Source organism: Aquimarina rubra (genome assembly GCF_042684305.1).
Taxonomy (GTDB): domain Bacteria; phylum Bacteroidota; class Bacteroidia; order Flavobacteriales; family Flavobacteriaceae; genus Aquimarina; species Aquimarina rubra.
The window spans coordinates 1-19,767 of record NZ_JBHULE010000035.1; the positions used below are offsets into that span (position 1 = coordinate 1).

Here is a 19,767-nt window from a genome sequence, read left to right on the forward strand (position 1 = left end):
TTCATTTATAACGACTTAAGGTGGTTATAGCATCGGGGCTCACCTCTTACCATTCCGAACAGAGAAGTTAAGCCCGTTAGCGCCAATGGTACTACAATCGTGGGAGAGTAGGTCGCCGCCTTCCTTGAAACCCTTCATTATAACAATGAAGGGTTTTTTTATGGGCTATTATTTCGTTAGAATAGCAACCTGTTTTATAATAAGTGTATAATAATATGGAGCGTTTTTTATACGTATATACTTTTAAGAATAAAGATTAATAGGAAATTATAAAAGAGTTGTTGTTTAGATTTTAAACCAATCGCTTTTGCATAAGATGGCCTGTGAAGCATGCTTTATGTGGTAAAATGCTTTCCGGTATAGGTAGTAAATTAATCGAATTTGTATTAATCTATTTCAGTATAGGATAATTTGATGCATTAAAAAAGCCCAAATCGTATAAACAACTTGGGCTTTTGATTTAGAGAATTTTTAACTAATTAATCTCTAAGAATACTTCTGGAAATTACAATTTTCTGTATTTCACTTGTACCTTCATATATCTGAGTGATTTTTGCATCTCTCATTAATCTTTCTACATGATATTCCTTTACAAAACCATTACCACCGTGCACTTGTACCGCTTCGATAGTTACGTCCATTGCTGCTTGTGAAGCAACAAGCTTGGCCATAGCTCCTGATAAATCATAGTTTTCGTGATTATCTTTATCCATAGCAGCTTTATATACCAACATTCTAGCTGCTTCAATTTGTACGTGCATATCCGCTAGCTTAAATGCAATTGCTTGGTGGTTCATTATTTCTGTACCAAAAGCTTTACGAACTTTAGAATATTCTCTAGCTAATTCATATGCTCCCTGTGCTATACCTAGGGCTTGTGCAGCAATACCTATACGACCACCAGCTAATGTTTTCATAGCAAATTTAAAACCAAATCCATCTTCACCAATTCGATTTTCTTTGGGAACTTTTACATCATTAAAAATCAAAGAATGTGTATCACTACCTCTGATCCCTAACTTATCTTCTTTAGGTCCGATTTCAAAACCTTCCCATCCTTTTTCCACAATAAAGGCATTGATTCCACGATGTTTTTTTTCTTTATCTGTTTGGGCAATAACTAAATAGTAATCTGAGGTTCCTCCATTAGTAATCCAGTTTTTTGTTCCATTAAGAATATAGTGATCACCTTTATCAATAGCGGTAGTTCTTTGTGAAGTGGCATCGCTACCAGCTTCAGGCTCTGATAAACAAAAGGCTCCAATAGACTCTCCTGTAGTTAGTTTGGAAAGGTACTTTTCTTTTTGTTCAGGTGTGCCATAGGTGTCTAATCCCCAACATACCAAAGAGTTATTTACAGATACAATTACAGAAGAAGAAGCATCTATTTTTGATAATTCTTCCATAACGAGTACATAAGATAAGGTATCCATGCCACCACCGCCATACTCTGGCGATGCCATCATTCCTAAAAATCCAAGTTCGCCCATTTTTTTAACCTGCTCGGCAGGAAATTCCTGCTTATCATCTCTTTCGATCACTCCAGGTAACAATTCAGCCTTTGCAAAATCACGAGCGGCATCGCGTATCATTATTTGTTCTTCGGATAGTTTAAAGTCCATATTTGATCCTAATTTACTGTGCGTGCATAACACGCGAATTCAACATTTTGATGAAAATAAATCGAGATAAGATCGATTTTTTTATTAATTCTACAAATATAAGTTATAATACGATAGTTTTGATGTTTTTTTTGTTTTTTGGGATTTTCTTTTAATACTTCAGAATTTATGATGGCTCATCTTAAATTTAATCTATTTTTATTCGTGTAATTAGGAAAAAACGGAAGAATTAATTTTTAGATTATTATTTTTTTAAATTAAGCTTTCACCCTATTTAGTTTTTTATATTTGTGAAGTCCATCGTAGGATATCAGTTTCAATTTATTAATACCGTTTTTATGAGACAGCACTAGCTCCGTAATGGAGTGTATACAATTAAGAAATTAGAAGAAGTATAGTCTTAGAGATAAAGGTATTTGTATAAATTGAAGTTTTAAAGATGAAAGAATTATTAAAAAAATACGAAAATAAAGCTCCCGAGATAGTTTTTAACTGGAAAGATGCAGAGACAGAAGCAGAAGGTTGGACAGTAATTAATTCACTTAGAGGAGGAGCAGCTGGAGGCGGAACAAGAATGCGCTTAGGATTGGATATGAATGAAGTGCTTTCTCTTGCCAAAACTATGGAGGTTAAATTCACGGTTTCCGGCCCTGGAATTGGAGGAGCAAAGTCGGGAATTAATTTTGATCCTAATGATCCGCGAAAAAAAGGAGTTTTAGAGAGATGGTACAAGGCCGTTTCCCCATTGCTCAAAAGCTATTACGGAACCGGAGGTGATTTAAATGTTGACGAAATTCATGAAGTAATTCCCATTACAGAAAATTGTGGTGTTTGGCATCCGCAAGAAGGAGTCTTTAATGGTCATTTTCAGCCTACAGAAGCTGATAAAATAAATAGAATAGGACAGTTGCGCCAAGGAGTGATAAAAGTATTGGAGAATACGACCTTTTCACCAGATGTTTCGAGAAAATATACCGTGGCTGATATGATTACCGGATATGGTGTCGCAGAGGCGGTAAGACATTATTATGATATTTACGGAGGTACTGTGAAAGGAAAAAGAGCTATAGTTCAAGGTTTTGGTAATGTTGGATCTGCTGCTGCTTATTACCTTTCAGAAATGGGAGCAAAAGTTGTTGGTATTATTGATCACGCTGGTGGACTCATAAATGAAAATGGTTTTTCTTTTGAAGAAATCAAAGACCTCTATCTGAATAAAAAAGGAAATAAATTATATAGCGAAACCTTGATTCCCTTTGAAGAGTTAAATGATAGAATTTGGTCGCTTCAGACAGAAATATTCACACCTTGTGCTGCATCAAGATTAATTACTAAGGATCAAATTACTCAAATGATTAATTCAGGATTAGAAGTGATTTCTTGCGGGGCAAATGTTCCTTTTGCGGACAAGGAAATATTCTTTGGATCTATTATGGAATATACAGATGAACAAGTGAGTTTGATTCCTGATTTTATTTCTAATTGTGGAATGGCAAGGGTATTTGCATATTTTATGGAAAGAAGAGTGTTAATGACTGATGAAGCAATTTTTAATGATACTTCGCAGACCATTAAAGATGCGATACAAAGAATTTTTAATAAGAATAATTCAAAAACCAATATAAGTAGAACAGCGTTTGAGATAGCATTCAAACAATTGGTATAATTATAATATAAATAATAGCGTATACTATGTTAAAATATTTTCTTGGCAATAGCCCAAAATGGTTTAAGACCGTAATGATCAGTTTTTTGTTACTTAATGTTGTTGTCTATTATATAAATCCAACGGTTTGTGCCTGGTTGTTTATAGGTGAGTTCATTTTTACATTGGCCATGGCACTCAAATGTTATCCGTTACAATCCGGTGGATTGTTAGCTATAGAGATTCTCGCATTAAATCTTACCACACCTAAGAATGCTTATCACGAAGTAGATCAAAACCTCGAGGTAGTTTTACTATTGGTGTTTATGGTGGCAGGTATCTATTTTATGAAGCCGTTATTGATGTATATTTTTAGTAAAGTATTTACTAAAATAAAATCAAAGATGATATTGTCTATGTTATTTGTTTTTTTGGCGGCAGTGTTATCTGCTTTTCTGGATGCTTTAACGGTGACAGCGGTATTGATCAGTGTAGCAGTAGGTTTTTATGGGGTGTATCATAAGATCCATTCAATGCCAGCGTCAGATTTTGATCATGATGGGACATTGGATAGGAAAGAGTTGAGCGGAGAAACATTAGAGCAATTTAGGAGTTTCCTCAGAAGTTTAGTGATGCACGGAGTAGTGGGAACTGCGCTTGGAGGAGTTTGTACATTAGTTGGCGAGCCTCAAAATTTACTAATAGGAGAGCGAATGGGATGGGATTTTATAGAATTCTTCGTTAAAATGGCTCCGATAACATTGCCTGTATTAGCAGCAGGATTATTGACAACTATAGTTTTAGAACTTACAGGTTGGTTTGGATTTGGAGCAAAATTACCTGAAGTAGCTAGAAGAATTATTGAAAATTATACAGATCAAGAAGATGCAAATAGGTCTGATAAATCTAAATATGGTTTAGTTGTACAAGGGGTTTCGGCTATACTTCTTATCGTTGGTTTAGCGTTACATTTAGCTCCTGTAGGGTTTATTGGTCTGGCGCTAATTATTGTACAGACAGCTTTCATGGGTATTACCGAAGAACACCAACTAGGAAAAGCTTTTGAAGAAGCACTTCCTTTTACAGGTTTATTAGTGGTTTTCTTTGTGATCGTGGCTATGATTCATGATCAACATCTTTTTTCACCCATAATAGACTGGGCATTAACATTAGATCCTTCAAAACAACCTTCAATGTTTTATGTGGCTAATGGAGTGTTATCCATGATCAGTGATAATGTTTTTGTTGCCACAGTATATATAGGTGAAGTAAAGCAAGCTTTTGATAATGGTGTGATCAACAGAGAACAGTTTGAAAAATTGGCAATAGCCATAAATACAGGAACAAATTTACCTAGTGTTGCAACACCTAATGGTCAAGCAGCGTTTTTATTTTTATTAACTTCTTCTTTGGCTCCGCTAATTGGTTTGTCTTATGGAAGAATGGTAAAAATGGCTTTACCGTATACCATTATACTTGGTGGAGTAGGCTTGCTAGGAATAATTTATGTGCTATAAGCACGATTAAGAATATACTTAACCTATAGAAATAACGTTAGTATACTAACACTAAATTAACAAGAATACATATGACCCATTTATTAATGCTTGGTATGTTAGCCCAGAATACCAAAGAAATTGATCCCGAAGCAGAAGAGAAAACATTATCTATTATTGACTTATTGCTTAGTGGAGGAACTGGAGGAGTAGTAATTATAGCTATTCTTTTTGTGCTGTTGTTTGTGGCAGTTTATATTTATTTTGAAAGAATTTTTGCAATAAAAGCTGCATCAAAATATGATGAAAGCTTTATGCATCAGATTAGAGATAACGTAGCTGGTGGTAAAATTGAAGCTGCAAAAATCTTATGTGCACAAACAAATAATCCCGTTTCAAGATTAACAGAAAAAGGTATTTCCAGAATAGGCAATCCTTTGGAAGATATTAATAAAGCTATTGAAAATGCTGGACGATTAGAAGTGTATAAACTCGAAAAAAATGTCAGTATACTTGCAACAGTTGCAGGTGCGGCACCAATGATTGGGTTCTTAGGTACCGTAATTGGTATGATTTTGGCATTTCATAATCTAGCTTCAAGTTCGGGAAGTGCAGATATGGGTACGTTGGCAGAAGGTATTTATACTGCAATGACAACAACCGTTGCTGGGCTTGTAGTAGGTATTGTCGCCTATATTGGATATAATCATTTGGTTGTAAGAACAGATAAAGTGATACACCAGATGGAGGCTACGGCGGTAGATTTCCTAGACTTGTTAAACGAACCTGCTTAATATGAATTTAAGAGGAAGAAATAAAGTAAGTCCGGAATTTAGTATGTCTTCGATGACGGATATCGTGTTTTTGTTACTGGTGTTCTTTTTATTGACATCGCCAACAATTACGCCCGAAGCATTAGATTTAATTTTGCCAAAAGCTAAAGGAAAGAGCTCTAATGTGCAAAATATATCCGTTAGTATTACCAATAAGCTGCAATACTACGTGGATAACGAACGTGTAAGTCAAAGTAGATTGGAATCTACTTTGAAATCGAAATTATCAGGTACGAAAGAACCTACTATTATACTTAGAGCAGAAGAAGGTGTCCCTATCGAAAAAGCTGTAGGGGTGATGGATATTGCTAACAGAAATAAATACAAAGTAATACTGGCGGTCAAGCCGGAATAATTTATGCTGAAATTAGATACAAGACATAAGAAGAAATCTTTTATAATCACGACGATACTGCACGTGGCTATCATCTTTTTATTATTCTATCTTGGTTTAGGATATCTAGATCCAACACCAGAAGGAGGTATCGCTGTCAATTTTGGAACTACACTGACTGGATCGGGTGATATACAACCAAAAGAAGCTATTAAATCATCTCCTAAACAGACAACTCCAGAACCTACGCCGGTTACTCCAGAACCAGAACCAGAGACTCCTGAAATTACTGAAGAGGTAGTTACTCAAGATGTGGAAGATGCTCCTGTAGTGGAAGAGAAACCTAAAAAAGAGCCTAAGAAAAAGGTTGAGAAACCAAAGGAAAAACCAAAAGATAAGCCGGTAGAGCAAAAACCGGTCGAAAAGCCTATAGAAAAACCTGTAGAAAAGGTTGAAGAAAAAAAACCTGATCCAAAGCCGGATAAATCAACGCTAGATATATTGGATAGTTTCTCTAATGGACCTAAAAGTGATGGAAAAGCAAAAGGAGGAGAAGGTGATGATAATAAACCAGGAGACAAAGGTAATCCAAATGGTAATCCTTATGCAACCAGCTATTATGGTCAACCGGGTCCTGGGGGTACAGGAGGTGTTGGATATGGACTTAACGGTAGAGGTCGCCCTACAAACTCCAAAGTAGTACAAGAGTGTAACGAAGCCGGGCGAGTGGTAGTCAAAATTGTAGTGAATAGAGATGGTAAAGTTGTTCAAGCTACTCCAGGTGTTAAAGGAACTACTAATAGTGCAAGATGTCTTCTGGAACCAGCTAAGAAAACAGCCTTAACTTTTAAATGGAAACCAGATCCCAAAGCTCCTGTTAAGCAAATCGGGTTCGTAGAAGTTACCTTTGGTTTGGGAGAATAATTGTAATTAAAAGAATACAATTGTGATTTTTAATTTTTTTCCTGGGCTTAGATCTTTCCAATCCTTTTGATTTAAATATAATTGTTATATACTTGATCTATCGAAGCACATATATGATTCGATGAAAAGTGTGTTGAAAATAGATACCAGTAATCTATCACTTAAGAATATATAGAAAGTTGCAGAAATAATAATTCTCATAAGTTTATTAACACTAATAGTACAGGTTATCGACTATCAAGAAACTTTAGATTGGATGTTTGCACAGTTACCAATGTATCAACGTCAGGGAGCAAGTGCCTATAAAATAGATTTAACAAATACAATACATTTAGCTTTGTATTTGGGAAATCCAGAAACTAAATTTAAAAGTGTTCATGTAGCGGGAACCAATGGTAAGGGATCTACAAGTCATATGCTTGCGTCCATTTTGCAACAATCAGGATACAAAGTAGGTTTGTATACTTCCCCGCATCTTAAAGATTTTAGAGAGCGAATTCGTATTAATGGTAAGGAAATTAATAAAGAGTACGTTGTAGATTTTGTTGAACAACATAGAACTTATTTTGAAGTAAATCAACTGTCGTTTTTTGAGATGACCGTAGGATTAGCATTTCAATATTTTGCAGAATCTAAAGTAGATATAGCTATAATAGAGGTAGGTTTGGGAGGTCGTCTGGATTCTACAAATATCATTACACCAGAAGTGTCAATTATTACCAATATTGGATTAGATCATACACAATTTCTTGGGAATACATTGCCGGAAATTGCTTCAGAAAAAGCTGGGATTATTAAAAAGAATATTCCGGTAGTGATAGGAAGGACAACACCTGAAACAAAAGAGGTTTTTACTGAAAAAGCATTGTCGCTTCAAAGCAAGATATTTTTTGCAGTAGATTATGAAGGTAACATTTTTGACACTGATCTAAAAGGTAGTTATCAAGAGGAAAATGTTAAAACTGCCTTGCAAACGATTTCTATTCTACAAGAAAAAGGTTGGAATATTAATAAAAAAAATATTAAAAGCGGGTTAAGTAGAGTTGTAAATAACACTGGTTTACTAGGAAGATGGCAAATCTTACAGAAAAGCCCTAAGGTAATTTGCGATACTGCTCATAATGAAGATGGCTTAAGACTAGTTCTGAAACAATTGCTAAACGAAGAATATGATAAACTGCATATAGTCTTAGGGGTTGTTAATGATAAAGATTTGAAGAAGATATTACCCTTATTTCCAACGAATGGAACATACTATTTTGCAAAACCTGAAATTGCAAGAGGTCTCGATGAGAAAATTTTAAAGAAAGAAGCTTTAAAATTTAATTTAAATGGTGAATGTTATAACTCTGTGAAAATGGCGTATAAAGTTGCTTTACAGTCAGCTAACAATAAGGATTTGGTGTATGTAGGAGGTAGTACATTTGTAGTAGCAGAAATAATTTAATTTTTCTTTAATTTTTTTTTGGTAGACTGTAAAACTGTCTTATATTTGCATCCGCAATCAGGAACAAGGGTTGCAAAAAACATAGAGGGCAATTAGCTCAGTTGGTTCAGAGCACCTCGTTTACACCGAGGGGGTCGGGGGTTCGAATCCCTCATTGCCCACTTAAATTTAAAAGTCCGTTCATCCAAATGAACGGATTTTTTGTTTCTTAAATATTATATAAAAACCCTAGGTGTTAAGAAGAAATCACTAGTTTTATTATGCATCATAATAAAGTCTTGCTTAATGTCTGATTCTTTACTTTTTATTCCTGATATATCCGGCTACACAAAATTTGTTCAAACTACCGAAGTTGAGCATAGCCAGCACGTAATTGCAGAATTGCTAGAAATTTTGATTAATGCTAATACTCAAAAATTAAGATTAGCCGAAGTAGAAGGGGATGCTTTGTTTTTCTATAAAGAAGAAGAGATTCCTTCTCAGGAAAAATTATTAGCCCAAATAGAGACGATGTTTACTGCTTTTTATAGTCACCTTAAGTTGTTAGAAAAAAACCGAATTTGTCCTTGCAATGCCTGTGCTACCGCTCCAAATCTTCAATTAAAAATTATAGCACATTGTGGAGAGTTGCAATTCATCACAGTGCAAGATAAACGAAAGCCTTTTGGACAAATAGTAATAGAAGCACATCGGTTGTTAAAGAATTCTATTTCTAGTAATAATTATGCATTGCTAAGTGAAAGTTTATCTCAGGTAATCGGGATGCCTGATCATTACAAATCTCAATTATTTAATTTCTCTAAGGATGAAGATATGTATGACGGAAAGCATATTAAGTATCTTTTTTCTGAAATCGATAAATCGAAATTGAAACTTACTTCTTATGAAACTCCATACGAAGTTTATTTTAAGAGCCCTCCAGGGATCGTTATAGAAAAAGAATACAATGTTTCTGCACAGGAATTGTTAGAATATATTACTAATTATAGTTACCGTCATTATTGGGTCAAAGGAGTGGATAAATTTGAATATAATCCAAATGAAGTAACTAGGTTAGGTACCGAGCATGTATGTGTAATTGATGGGAAACGATTGAATTTTACCACAGTTACCAAGTCTGTAGAATCCGGTCAGTTGGTTTATGGAGAGCTAACAAGTGATGTTCCGGTTGTCGATTCGTTATATCAATTCTATATATTTGTTCCAATCTCAGAGAACTCTTGTAAGTTGGTATTGGAAATGTATCCAACGGCGAAATCAATTCTTAAAAAAATAATACTGTCTTTGTTTATGAAAAGAGCGCTGAGAAAATCTGTTAATGAGTCTCTCCAAAATCTTAAAATTTATATTGAAAAGCGTAATCCTTAAACCTATAGTTGTTAGATTAAATCTAAAATACGCTCCAGTTTCATTCCGCGGGATCCTTTTATCAAAACAGCACCGCTAATTTCGGTCAAAGATTCATGGTCTTTTAGATCCTGAAAAGACTCATACTTTTGTATACGGTCGTCTTCAGTTATAGTGCTGAAGAAGTTTTCTCCAATCAAATAAATTTTATCGAATGATGTTTTAGTTAATTCGTTTGTGATTTTTTGATGTTCTTCGCCTGCTGTATCTCCAAGTTCAAACATATCTCCCAAGAATACTATTTTACGCGTGTATTCTAGTTGTTTGAAATTATCTATAGCTGCACTCATGCTAGATGGGTTAGCATTATAGGCATCGAGAATGATAGTAAGATTATTCTTTTTGATGATCTGAGATCGATTATTAGTAGGAATATAGGATTCTATGGAGGCTTTTATTTGTTCAGGGCTGATCTTAAAATAATGACCAATGGCAATTGCCGCAGCTATGTTGGTAAAATTGTATGATCCTATAAGATGGCTGTTGATTACATTATTTTTGTAATGTACGCTTACCATAGGGTTTGCTTCTTGTAATTGAATGTTAGCGTCACTTTTTAAATTTTGCGAAAAAGTGAATGATTCTATTCCTTCTGCGGCTTTAGAAAGTTTATGGTCTTCCTTATTTAGAAAAATAAGTTTGTTGTGTTTTTTTATATGCCGATACAGTTCTGTTTTTCCTATGAGAACACCTTCTAAACTTCCAAAACCTTCTATATGTGCTTTTCCTATGTTGGTGATATATCCAAAGTCAGGATACGCAATATTGCATAAGAATTCTATTTCTTTTTTGTGATTTGCACCCATTTCCACAATGCCAATTTCTGTGTCCTTATTCATAGAAAGTAAAGTGAGTGGAACTCCTATATGATTATTAAGATTTCCTTCTGTGGCTGTTGTGTTGTATTTTGAAGAAAGAACACAATTGATTAATTCTTTTGTTGTGGTCTTACCATTACTACCTGTAAGAGCAAGTATAGGAATGTTTAAATACCTTCTGTGATAGGTAGCTAAATCTTGTAAAGTCTTTAATACGTCTTCTACCAAAATGTATTTATCCGAGACTAGAAATTTTTCATTGTCAATTATAGCGTATGAAGCACCATTTTTAATTGCTTTTTGAGCATATGTATTGCCATCAAAATTCTCTCCTTTTAAGGCAAAAAAGATGTTGTCATTCTTGATTTTACGGGTATCAGTACATATACCGCTACTTTCCAAGAATAATTCGTGTATTCGTTCAATAGTCATCTAATATAGCTGTATTAAAAAGCCCCGCACATAAAATGTGTCAGGGCTTTATATTTATTAACGAACTAATAAATTTTTATTTTATCTAGGAGCTCTGTGTTTAGGTGTTTTTTTGTTTTTAGCTTTTTCACCTACACGAGACATTGCATTTCTGAATCCTATGTAATCAGTAGCCATATCCTGAGGGAAGAATCTTCTCTGTGCAGGATCTAACCAGTATGCTCTGTCTTTCCAGGAACCACCTTTGTATACTCTTACCTCTTCACTTACAATAGTAGTTCTTTTACTAGACTCATCATATCTTCTGTCTAATTTAGTACTATCTTCTGCGCTTGGTTCGACACTATGAATCGGAGAGTTATACATTCTTCTGTTAGGAATGTTTTCATCCTGGAACCCTTCATAATATCTAGAAGAACTTTTATCACCATCTCTAAAGTTACGGTTGTCACTTTGAGTAAAGTTAGTTCTTAAATAAGTTTCATTTTCATCAACCGGAGTCTGTAAGATACCTCCTGGTAATACTCTTGCAACGATTTTTCCGTTACTTAAGGTGTCGTAAATTATAGAATCTGTAGTTACGATTTTTACAGTTCCGTCTGGATTAATCGCATTTTTTGTATAAACGTTACCTCTATAGTAGTTAAAATCATTGTATTCGTCATCTACAATAGGTCTGTAAACGTCGGCAACCCATTCTGCAACATTACCAGCCATATCATATAGACCGTAATCATTAGGATCGTAAGATGCTACTGGAGCTGTAATATCAGCACCGTCATCACTCCAACCTGCAATACCACCATAGTCACCATCACCTTGCTTAAAGTTAGCTAATTGGTCTCCACGAGTTCTTCTTTTCCCAGAACGAGTATATTGTCCATCCCAAGGATATTTTTTTCTACCTCTATAGATGTTATAACTTCTTAACTCTACTAGACCTAAAGCCGCATATTCCCATTCTGCTTCTGTTGGCAGTCTGTATTTTGGTAAAAGTAATCCATCTTTACGTTGGATGTATAATCCGGTAGAATCGTTTCTTTTTTCGTACTGCTCAGACTTTTTACCTCCTCTGGTTGCTTCGTCATTTCCTCCATATGTTTGTGAAGGCGCATTGAGGTAAGTGTCAGTGTTAAAGGTGCTTTCTGCAGAAACGTCCTCAAAAGGAGCATTTTCTTTAATCACTCTTTCTTCTTCAAGAATTCTTTCGTTTACACGATCTGTTCTCCATTTACTAAATTCTACAGCCTGAATCCAGTTAACACCTACTACAGGATAGTTGGCATATGCCGGGTGACGCAGATAGTTATTAGTCATCATTTCGTTAAAACCTAAACGATTTCTCCAAACCAATGTATCAGGAAGTGCACCGTGATATATGTTTTTATATTTTGGCTCTGTGGGAGGATATACACCTTTTAACCAATCTAAATATTCTAGATACATTACATTGGTAACTTCGGTTTCATCCATATAAAAAGACTGAACGTGCTGCTGTGTTGGAGTGTTGTTCCAATCGTGCATCACATCATCCTGAACTCGACCCATCGTGAAAGTACCACCTTCCACAAATACCAGACCTGGTCCTGTCTCTTGCTCTTTATAATTAGTATTTACTTGGAATCCACCATCCTTGGAGTTGTATTTCCAGCCGGTGGCTCTAGAACTGTTGCCGTAATCTGTTTTGTTACAGCTAAACAGTAAGATGCTAATGCTAAGGGCCATTAGCGACTTAAAAACTAACGCGTTTTTCATAATCTTAAGTTCGTTAAAGTAGAAATTAGGGCTCGCAATATAATAATTAACGTTAAATTTACCCTAATATTTTTAAAATAATATCAAATCGTGACAAATTTATCTTTTTACGATTGACTTTGGTTTAACGCAATATTTTTGTGTTTATTATTATTTTTGAAGAAAAACCATAATTTACGGAACACTAAAACTGTGTTAAACCCGTTATACGCTATGATGAAGAAAATTACAATTTTATGCGCACTACTGATTTCTGTTTACATTTCAGCACAGCAGACAGTACATGTTGACATTAACTGGAAAGATGTAAAAATTAATACATCCAGTAATGTCTCGTTCACAGTTCCGGGATTTGACCAGAAAAATTTCGAATATCTGGATGATATTGGAGTGCAGTTTACCACACAATGGGAAGAATCACAAGAAATTAATACAATAACAGCAAGGTTAGAAAATGTTGTTTACAAAACTATTTCGAGAGCAGAACTTAAAGATCTTAACATAAATCTTATCCCTAAAGAGCTTACTTATGACATACGATCTAGCGAAGCAAGAAGTAAAAGGAATGGTTTTGCAAGCGTGTTACCTTTTGTGAGAAATGGAAATACCTTCAGGAAAGTAGTGTCATTTGATATTGTCTATCAAACATCAGGGCAAAAATCTAGTATAAAAAGGTTTCCAGTAAGTAATTCGGTATTAGCTTCTGGCGAGTGGTTCCGCTTTTACGTAGATAAAACTGGAGTTTTTAGAATCACACCTGCTTTTCTTAGTAGTTTAGGTATGGATGTATCGACGGTAGATCCAAGAACAATAAAAATATATGGTAATGGAGGTCAAATGATGCCTCTGATTAATCAGGAAAACACAGAATTTGATTTAAGAGAAAATGCCATTCAGCTTGTAGGAGGTGAAGATGGTAATTTCTCAGGGAGTGATTATATTTTATTTTATGGAGAAGGTACTCAGGGTTACAGTGAAGAGAATTTGACAAATATTAACCTATATGCTGATAAATCTTATTATTATGTCACTGCAGGAGGAGTTAACGGCAGAAGAGTGTCTGGTTACACTGAGCCAACAGCCGCTGCAGACGTACAGATTAATTCCTTTTCGGATTATCAGTTTTATGAAGTCGATGAGTATAGTATAGTAAAAGTTGGGAGGCGTTGGTTTGGAGATCGTTTTGATATACAAAGCAGTAAAAATTATGATTTTGACTTTCCTAATTTAATTACAACTGAGCCTATTGAGTTAAGAGTTTTTGCTGCAGCAACATCAGTTTCTCCATCAAGCATGAATATTACAGCCAACAATGGTCAGGTTGGAATTTTGAGCTTTGCTCAAATTTCTGGAACATCTTTGGGGTCTCCAAGAGAGCTCACACAAGATATAACATCTAATACGGATAAGATCACTGTGGGACTTAATTATAATAATAACGGAAACCCTGCAGCAATAGGATACCTTGATTTTATCAGCCTGAAAGCAAAAAGAGCACTGACCGGGACAAATTCTCAAATGCGATTTTCTTACGAAGAAGCTGCAACCACAAGTGGAATTGGGCAATATAACATTACAAATGCAGGAACAATATCTCAGGTGTGGGATGTGACTAATCCAGCGTCGATAAGTAGTATTAGTAATACCAATGCAGCCTCTACTATAAGCTTCAAGGTAAATATGGGTGAATCACGCCAATATGTAGGATTGGTGCCTACTGATTATTATGATCCGTTATCGGATCAAACTGCTAGAGTAGATAATCAAGATATTAAAGGGACAGTTTTTCTAAACAATCAAGGACAGTTTGAAGATATTGATTATCTCATTATTTCGAATAACACCTTGGTTCAATCAGCAAATAGACTTGCTGATCATCATAGAACGTTAAACAATTATAATGTAAAAGTTATAACATTAGATCAAATATATCACGAGTTTGGAAGTGGTAAGCAAGATATTGTAGCCATTAGAAATTTGATTAGGTATGTGTATGAAAATGCTTCAAGTCCTAGTGAACAGTTAAAATATGTTTGTCTTTTTGGAGATGCTTCTGTTGATTATAAAGGGTTATTGTTAAGAGAGAATTGTGCTGATAGTAATATAGTGCCTACTTTTCAGAGTTTAAGTAGTTTTTCATTAGTCAGTTCATTCGCAACTGACGATTTCTTTGGTTCTATGGATCCTTTAGAAGGACAAATGTTAGCAAGTGATCGGTTAGATATAGCGGTAGGGAGAGTTTTGGCAGATACACCTCAATTGGCTGATGCCATGGTTTCTAAGATTATCGATTATAATAGCGAACAGTCTTTTGGTAGATGGAGAAACTCGGTTTTATTAATTGCGGATGATGTAGATGAAGATTGGGAAGAAACGATTCAGCGAAATCTAGATGAACTTGGAGATGAATTGGTTCAGCGAAAACCTTATATCAATTTAACTAAAATATATGCAGATGCTTTTCAGCAGGAATCTTCTCCGTCTGGTAATAGATATCCGCAGGTTAATGAAGTTATTTCTAATGCAATTGAAACCGGAGCAGTAGCCATAGACTATTTTGGACACGGAGGTGAAGACGGATTGGCAAAGGAATTTATACTGAACAAATCGGATGTAATCGAATTAGCTAATACGAATAGGTATCCAATTTTTATAACGGTTACTTGTGAATTTACCAAGTTTGATAATCCCTGTAGAGACTCGGCTGGAGAACTTATATACCAGAATATAAATGGCGGTACGGTTGGATTGATTAGTACAACAAGAGATGTGATTGTAACTTTTGGGATATCAGTAAATGATAGATTGTCAGAATTTTTGTTTCCCGATGGATCTGAATATCCGTCGGTAGCAGAAGCAGTGAGACAAATGAAAAATTCCTTTACTACGAATAGTAGGCGGGTAGTTTTCTTTTTTGGAGACCCAGCAATGAAAATGGCTGTTCCTAAGCCAAATATTCGTCTAACAAATATAAATGATGTTCCTATTACCCAAGAGGTTGATACGCTCAAAGCCTTAAGTAGGATAAAAATTTCTGGAGAGGTAGTTAGTGAGTCAGGAGTGTTGTTGTCTGATTATAATGGTATTTTATCGACGACAATATATGATAAAGAAATAGATAGAGTCACACTAGCTAATGATAGGACCGTAAACAGCGCAGGACAGATCATCCGATTGAATTATAAAACACTTGGAGAAATTATATTTAGAGGAAAGGCATCAGTAACCAACGGTCTTTTTGATTTTGAGTTTATTGTGCCAAGAGATATTGGCATTCCGGTAGATGCAGGAAGGATTAGTTTTTATGCAGCAAGAAATGGAGTGTTAGAAAATCAGACCGGAGTTGATCAAACAATTTTGGTCGGAGGTTTAAATGAGAATGCTCCTGAAGATAATGTTGGACCGCAAATTCAATTGTTTATGAACGATGAAAGTTTTGTCTCTGGTGGAGTAACTAACGATTCTCCAATACTTATAGCGAAATTGCAGGATGAAAACGGAATTAATACCGCTAGTGGAATTGGTCACGATATTTCTGCAATACTTGATGGAGATGATTCTAATCCGTTTATTCTTAATGATTTTTATGAGACAGAGGTAGATGATTTTACGAAAGGCCTTGTTAATTTTAAATTTAGGGATTTGGAGCCTGGTCTACATACACTAACGTTTAAAGGATGGGATGTCTATAATAATTCTTCTACTCAGGAAATTCAATTTGTTGTGACGGATGCTGCTGGTTTCACACTAAATAACGTGTTGAATTATCCCAATCCATTTGTGAGTCACACAGAGTTCTGGTTTGAACATTCTGGTGCTATTAATGATGTGTTAGAAGTACAGGTTCAGGTGTTTACGGTTTCAGGAAAAGTGATCTGGACTCAGAATCAAACCTTATCCGGTAAAACAAGTTACAGAGAAGATATTCAGTGGAATGGAAGGGATGATTTCGGTGATAAATTAGGAAAAGGTGTGTATGTATACAAGATATCTGTAAAATCCACGTTAACAAATCAGCGAGTTGAAAAATTTGAAAAACTCGTCATATTATAATAACTAAATAACTATATATTTGTCAAAATCAATTTTCACATGAGAAAAATCATAATCCTTGGGTTTGTGTTTTTAACACTTTCGAATTTTAAAATAGAAGCTCAAGAAAATAGAGCCATAACTACGGCAACACCATTTTTATTAATTGCCGCAGATGCAAGAGCAGCTGGTTTAGCTGATCAAGGGGTTGCAACATCCGCAGATGCATTTTCGCAACAATGGAATCCGGCTAAATATGCCTTTATCGGAAAACAACAAGGAGTGGGTATTAATTACACCCCATATTTGAGTAACCTGGTAAATGATATATTTTTGGGAAGTGTAAATTATTACAATCGTTTCGGTCAAGATGGGAGAAGTGCCGTTGCTGCTAGTTTTAGATACTTTAGCTTAGGGGATATTGAATTTAGGCAAGGTCCTAATGATGAGCCAAATGTGCAGAAACCAAATGAATTGACTTTAGATGTATCCTATGCTTTACAATTAAGTCCTACATTTTCTATGGGTATTGCAGGTCGTTATTTGCGTTCTGATTTAAGATTGCAAGGTTTGGGAGCCGATGCAAGTGCAGCGGGCAGTTTTGGTGTAGATGTAGCCGCTTTTTATAGAAGTGAAGAAGTAGCATATAACTCATTTAATGGTAGATGGAGAGCTGGAGTAAATATCTCTAATATCGGTCCTAAAATAAAATATGATGATGCAGGTCAGGAAAATTTTATCCCTACTACTTTTAGAGCTGGACTTGGTTTTGATTTCTTGTTAGATGAATATAATAGGATTACACCATCTTTAGAGTTTGCTAAATTATTAGTGCCGAGTCCTCAGGATTTTGACGGTGATGGTGATATTGATGCAGAAGATAATGCAGAATATCAAAGCATCAGTTCTTTTGGTGCTATCTTTTCTTCTTGGGGAGATGCTGATGGTGGTTTTAGTGAAGAACTACAGGAATTTACCTGGTCTCTAGGAGCAGAGTATGTGTATAAAGATGTCTTTTCATTTAGAGGAGGGTATTTTAATGAAGCAGAAGAAAAAGGAGCACGTAAGTTTGTTTCTCTTGGACTTGGTTTTAAATACACGATCGTGAACTTAGATGTATCCTACTTATTCTCTACTTCTGCAGTAAGAAGCCCATTGGAAGGAACACTTCGTTTTGGTCTTTCATTTAATTTTGGAGAAGATTTTTACGATAGATAGAATAACCTATTCTTAGAATAATTAAAAAGTATCAAGCAGTAATGTTTGATACTTTTTTTGTTTATAGTACATTGTATTCCCTTTAAAAGTAATAAGAGTATTCGTTATTAATTAAGTGTTTTTTCGATAATTACTATTTTTAATGCAGATACTGTAAAATTTAAATGTGTGAAAGAAATACAAATAAAATCTACTTTACAAGTGTATGATTCATTTGAAGAACTGCCGGAGGACATCCAAGATTTAATGCAAAAATCTTTTGATATTAGAGACAAAGCCTATGCTCCGTACTCTGAGTTTTTGGTCGGAGCTGCGTTACTACTGGAAAATGGAGAAGTAGTGCTGGGGAATAATCAGGAGAATGCATGTTATCCATCAGGACTATGTGCAGAGCGGGTGGCTATATTTTATGCAGGAGCAAATTTTCCGGGAATCCCAATTATAAAAATGGCACTCTCTGCAAAATCCTTAAAACATCAGTTGATTACACCTACTCCACCTTGTGGAGCATGCAGGCAATCAATTGCAGAATATGAGCTTAATCAAAAGAAACCCATAGAGATCTTTTTTATGGGAGAAACAGGAAAAGTGGTTAAATCTTATTCTTTAGCTAATTTATTACCTCTTATTTTTGATAATTCGTATTTATAACGTTTTCGTAGATTTTATTGGTAAAACTGTTTTTCCCTTAATTTCGAATACCTTATTTTTGTTTTTCGTTCAGTAATGAACTAAATCGGAAAAATTTAATAATTACCATTTTAGGTGATTAATTGTTACACTTATCAGCACAATTGTAAATGAAAAAAATAACCAAAGAAGTTTACCTAAATTGGTATAAAGAAATGCTTTTCTGGAGAAAGTTTGAAGATAAACTTGCTCAGGTATATATTCAGCAGAAAGTAAGAGGGTTTTTACATTTGTATAATGGTCAAGAAGCTATTTTGGCAGGAGCTTTGCACGCTATGGATCTTACCAAAGATAGAATGATAACTGCATATCGTAATCATGTGCAACCTATCGGAATGGGAGAAGATCCTAAAAGAGTAATGGCAGAATTATACGGAAAAGGTACAGGTACTTCTCAGGGAATGGGAGGGTCTATGCATATATTTTCTAAAGAGCATAGGTTCTATGGAGGACACGGTATTGTAGGAGGACAGATTCCTTTAGGTGCTGGATTAGCATTTGCAGATAAGTACTATAAAAGAGACGCTGTTACATTAACATTTATGGGCGACGGGGCTACACGTCAGGGATCACTTCACGAAGCTTTTAACTTAGCAATGTTATGGAATTTACCAGTAGTATTCTGTGTAGAAAATAACGGATATGCAATGGGTACATCGGTAGAAAGAACAGCAAATCATACGGATATATGGAAACTTGGACTGGGATATGAAATGCCTTGTGGCCCCGTGGATGCTATGAATCCTGTAAAAGTTGCAGAAGCAATGGACGAGGCAATCACAAGAGCTCGAACTGGTGGTGGACCAACGTTCCTTGAACTAAAAACATATCGTTACCGAGGACACTCGATGAGTGATGCCCAAAAATATCGTACAAAAGAAGAGGTAGCAGAATACCAAAAAATTGATCCAATTACTCAAGTTTTGGATATTATTAAAGATAAAAAATACGCTACAGATGATGAGATCGCTGCCATTGATAAAGGAGTGAAGGATAGAGTAGCAGAATGTCAGAAATTTGCAGAAGAATCTCCGTTTCCGGAAAAGAATCTGATGTATGATGTTGTATACGAGCAAGAAGATTACCCATTTTTATCACACAAACCACAATAGAT

General features: G+C 35.2%; 14 protein-coding genes, 1 tRNA gene and 1 rRNA gene. 13 read left to right on the forward strand and 3 right to left on the reverse strand.

The window, feature by feature from the left end; translation table 11 throughout:
- The first annotated feature begins 16 nt into the window (after positions 1 to 16).
- Positions 17 to 124: ribosomal RNA gene (rrf, locus tag ACFSR1_RS19635) — 5S ribosomal RNA — on the forward strand.
- 355 nt (positions 125 to 479) lie between these two features.
- Here rrf and ACFSR1_RS19640 read toward each other — a convergent pair.
- Complete coding sequence (locus ACFSR1_RS19640) at positions 480 to 1,622, reverse strand: acyl-CoA dehydrogenase (RefSeq protein WP_378294752.1); 1,143 nt, start codon at positions 1,620 to 1,622, stop codon at positions 480 to 482.
- 439 nt (positions 1,623 to 2,061) lie between these two features.
- Between ACFSR1_RS19640 and ACFSR1_RS19645 the strand changes: the two genes are divergently transcribed.
- From ACFSR1_RS19645 to ACFSR1_RS19680, 8 genes are all read left to right on the forward strand, one after another.
- On the forward strand, positions 2,062 to 3,288 hold the full coding sequence (locus tag ACFSR1_RS19645; protein WP_378294753.1) for a Glu/Leu/Phe/Val dehydrogenase dimerization domain-containing protein: 1,227 nt from the start codon (positions 2,062 to 2,064) through the stop codon (positions 3,286 to 3,288).
- Positions 3,289 to 3,314: 26 nt separating this feature from the next.
- The gene (nhaB, locus tag ACFSR1_RS19650; protein ID WP_378294754.1) at positions 3,315 to 4,784 is read left to right on the forward strand and encodes a sodium/proton antiporter NhaB; all 1,470 of its coding nucleotides are present in this window, start codon (positions 3,315 to 3,317) and stop codon (positions 4,782 to 4,784) included.
- 86 nt (positions 4,785 to 4,870) lie between these two features.
- Complete coding sequence (locus ACFSR1_RS19655; RefSeq protein ID WP_378295420.1) at positions 4,871 to 5,557, forward strand: MotA/TolQ/ExbB proton channel family protein; 687 nt, start codon at positions 4,871 to 4,873, stop codon at positions 5,555 to 5,557.
- Between the two features lies 1 nt (position 5,558).
- Positions 5,559 to 5,951: an ExbD/TolR family protein gene (locus ACFSR1_RS19660; RefSeq protein WP_378294755.1), complete on the forward strand. Its 393-nt coding sequence runs from the start codon at positions 5,559 to 5,561 to the stop codon at positions 5,949 to 5,951.
- Between the two features lie 3 nt (positions 5,952 to 5,954).
- Positions 5,955 to 6,854, forward strand: a complete 900-nt coding sequence (locus ACFSR1_RS19665) for an energy transducer TonB (RefSeq protein WP_378294756.1) — start codon at positions 5,955 to 5,957, stop codon at positions 6,852 to 6,854.
- Between the two features lie 229 nt (positions 6,855 to 7,083).
- On the forward strand, positions 7,084 to 8,301 hold the full coding sequence (locus tag ACFSR1_RS19670) for a bifunctional folylpolyglutamate synthase/dihydrofolate synthase (RefSeq protein WP_378295421.1): 1,218 nt from the start codon (positions 7,084 to 7,086) through the stop codon (positions 8,299 to 8,301).
- Between the two features lie 86 nt (positions 8,302 to 8,387).
- Positions 8,388 to 8,462: transfer RNA gene (locus ACFSR1_RS19675), tRNA-Val, on the forward strand.
- Between the two features lie 124 nt (positions 8,463 to 8,586).
- A complete protein-coding gene (locus ACFSR1_RS19680; RefSeq protein ID WP_378294757.1) occupies positions 8,587 to 9,669 on the forward strand; it encodes a DUF2652 domain-containing protein in 1,083 nt (360 codons plus the stop codon).
- 11 nt (positions 9,670 to 9,680) lie between these two features.
- Here ACFSR1_RS19680 and ACFSR1_RS19685 read toward each other — a convergent pair whose 3' ends face one another.
- Positions 9,681 to 10,958: a UDP-N-acetylmuramoyl-tripeptide--D-alanyl-D-alanine ligase gene (locus ACFSR1_RS19685; protein ID WP_378294758.1), complete on the reverse strand. Its 1,278-nt coding sequence runs from the start codon at positions 10,956 to 10,958 to the stop codon at positions 9,681 to 9,683.
- Positions 10,959 to 11,039: 81 nt separating this feature from the next.
- A complete protein-coding gene (gene gldJ / locus ACFSR1_RS19690) occupies positions 11,040 to 12,713 on the reverse strand; it encodes a gliding motility lipoprotein GldJ (RefSeq protein ID WP_378294759.1) in 1,674 nt (557 codons plus the stop codon).
- Positions 12,714 to 12,926: 213 nt separating this feature from the next.
- Here gldJ and porU point away from each other — a divergent pair, with 213 nt between their 5' ends.
- The 4 genes from porU to pdhA all read left to right on the forward strand — a co-directional run bounded on the left by porU (position 12,927) and on the right by pdhA (position 19,765).
- On the forward strand, positions 12,927 to 16,766 hold the full coding sequence (porU, locus tag ACFSR1_RS19695; RefSeq protein WP_378294760.1) for a type IX secretion system sortase PorU: 3,840 nt from the start codon (positions 12,927 to 12,929) through the stop codon (positions 16,764 to 16,766).
- 39 nt (positions 16,767 to 16,805) lie between these two features.
- Positions 16,806 to 17,963, forward strand: a complete 1,158-nt coding sequence (gene porV, locus ACFSR1_RS19700) for a type IX secretion system outer membrane channel protein PorV (protein ID WP_378294761.1) — start codon at positions 16,806 to 16,808, stop codon at positions 17,961 to 17,963.
- A 168-nt stretch (positions 17,964 to 18,131) separates the two neighbouring features.
- Complete coding sequence (locus ACFSR1_RS19705) at positions 18,132 to 18,614, forward strand: cytidine deaminase (protein ID WP_378294762.1); 483 nt, start codon at positions 18,132 to 18,134, stop codon at positions 18,612 to 18,614.
- A gap of 149 nt (positions 18,615 to 18,763) precedes the next feature.
- The gene (gene pdhA, locus ACFSR1_RS19710) at positions 18,764 to 19,765 is read left to right on the forward strand and encodes a pyruvate dehydrogenase (acetyl-transferring) E1 component subunit alpha (protein WP_378294763.1); all 1,002 of its coding nucleotides are present in this window, start codon (positions 18,764 to 18,766) and stop codon (positions 19,763 to 19,765) included.
- Positions 19,766 to 19,767: the final 2 nt, after the last annotated feature.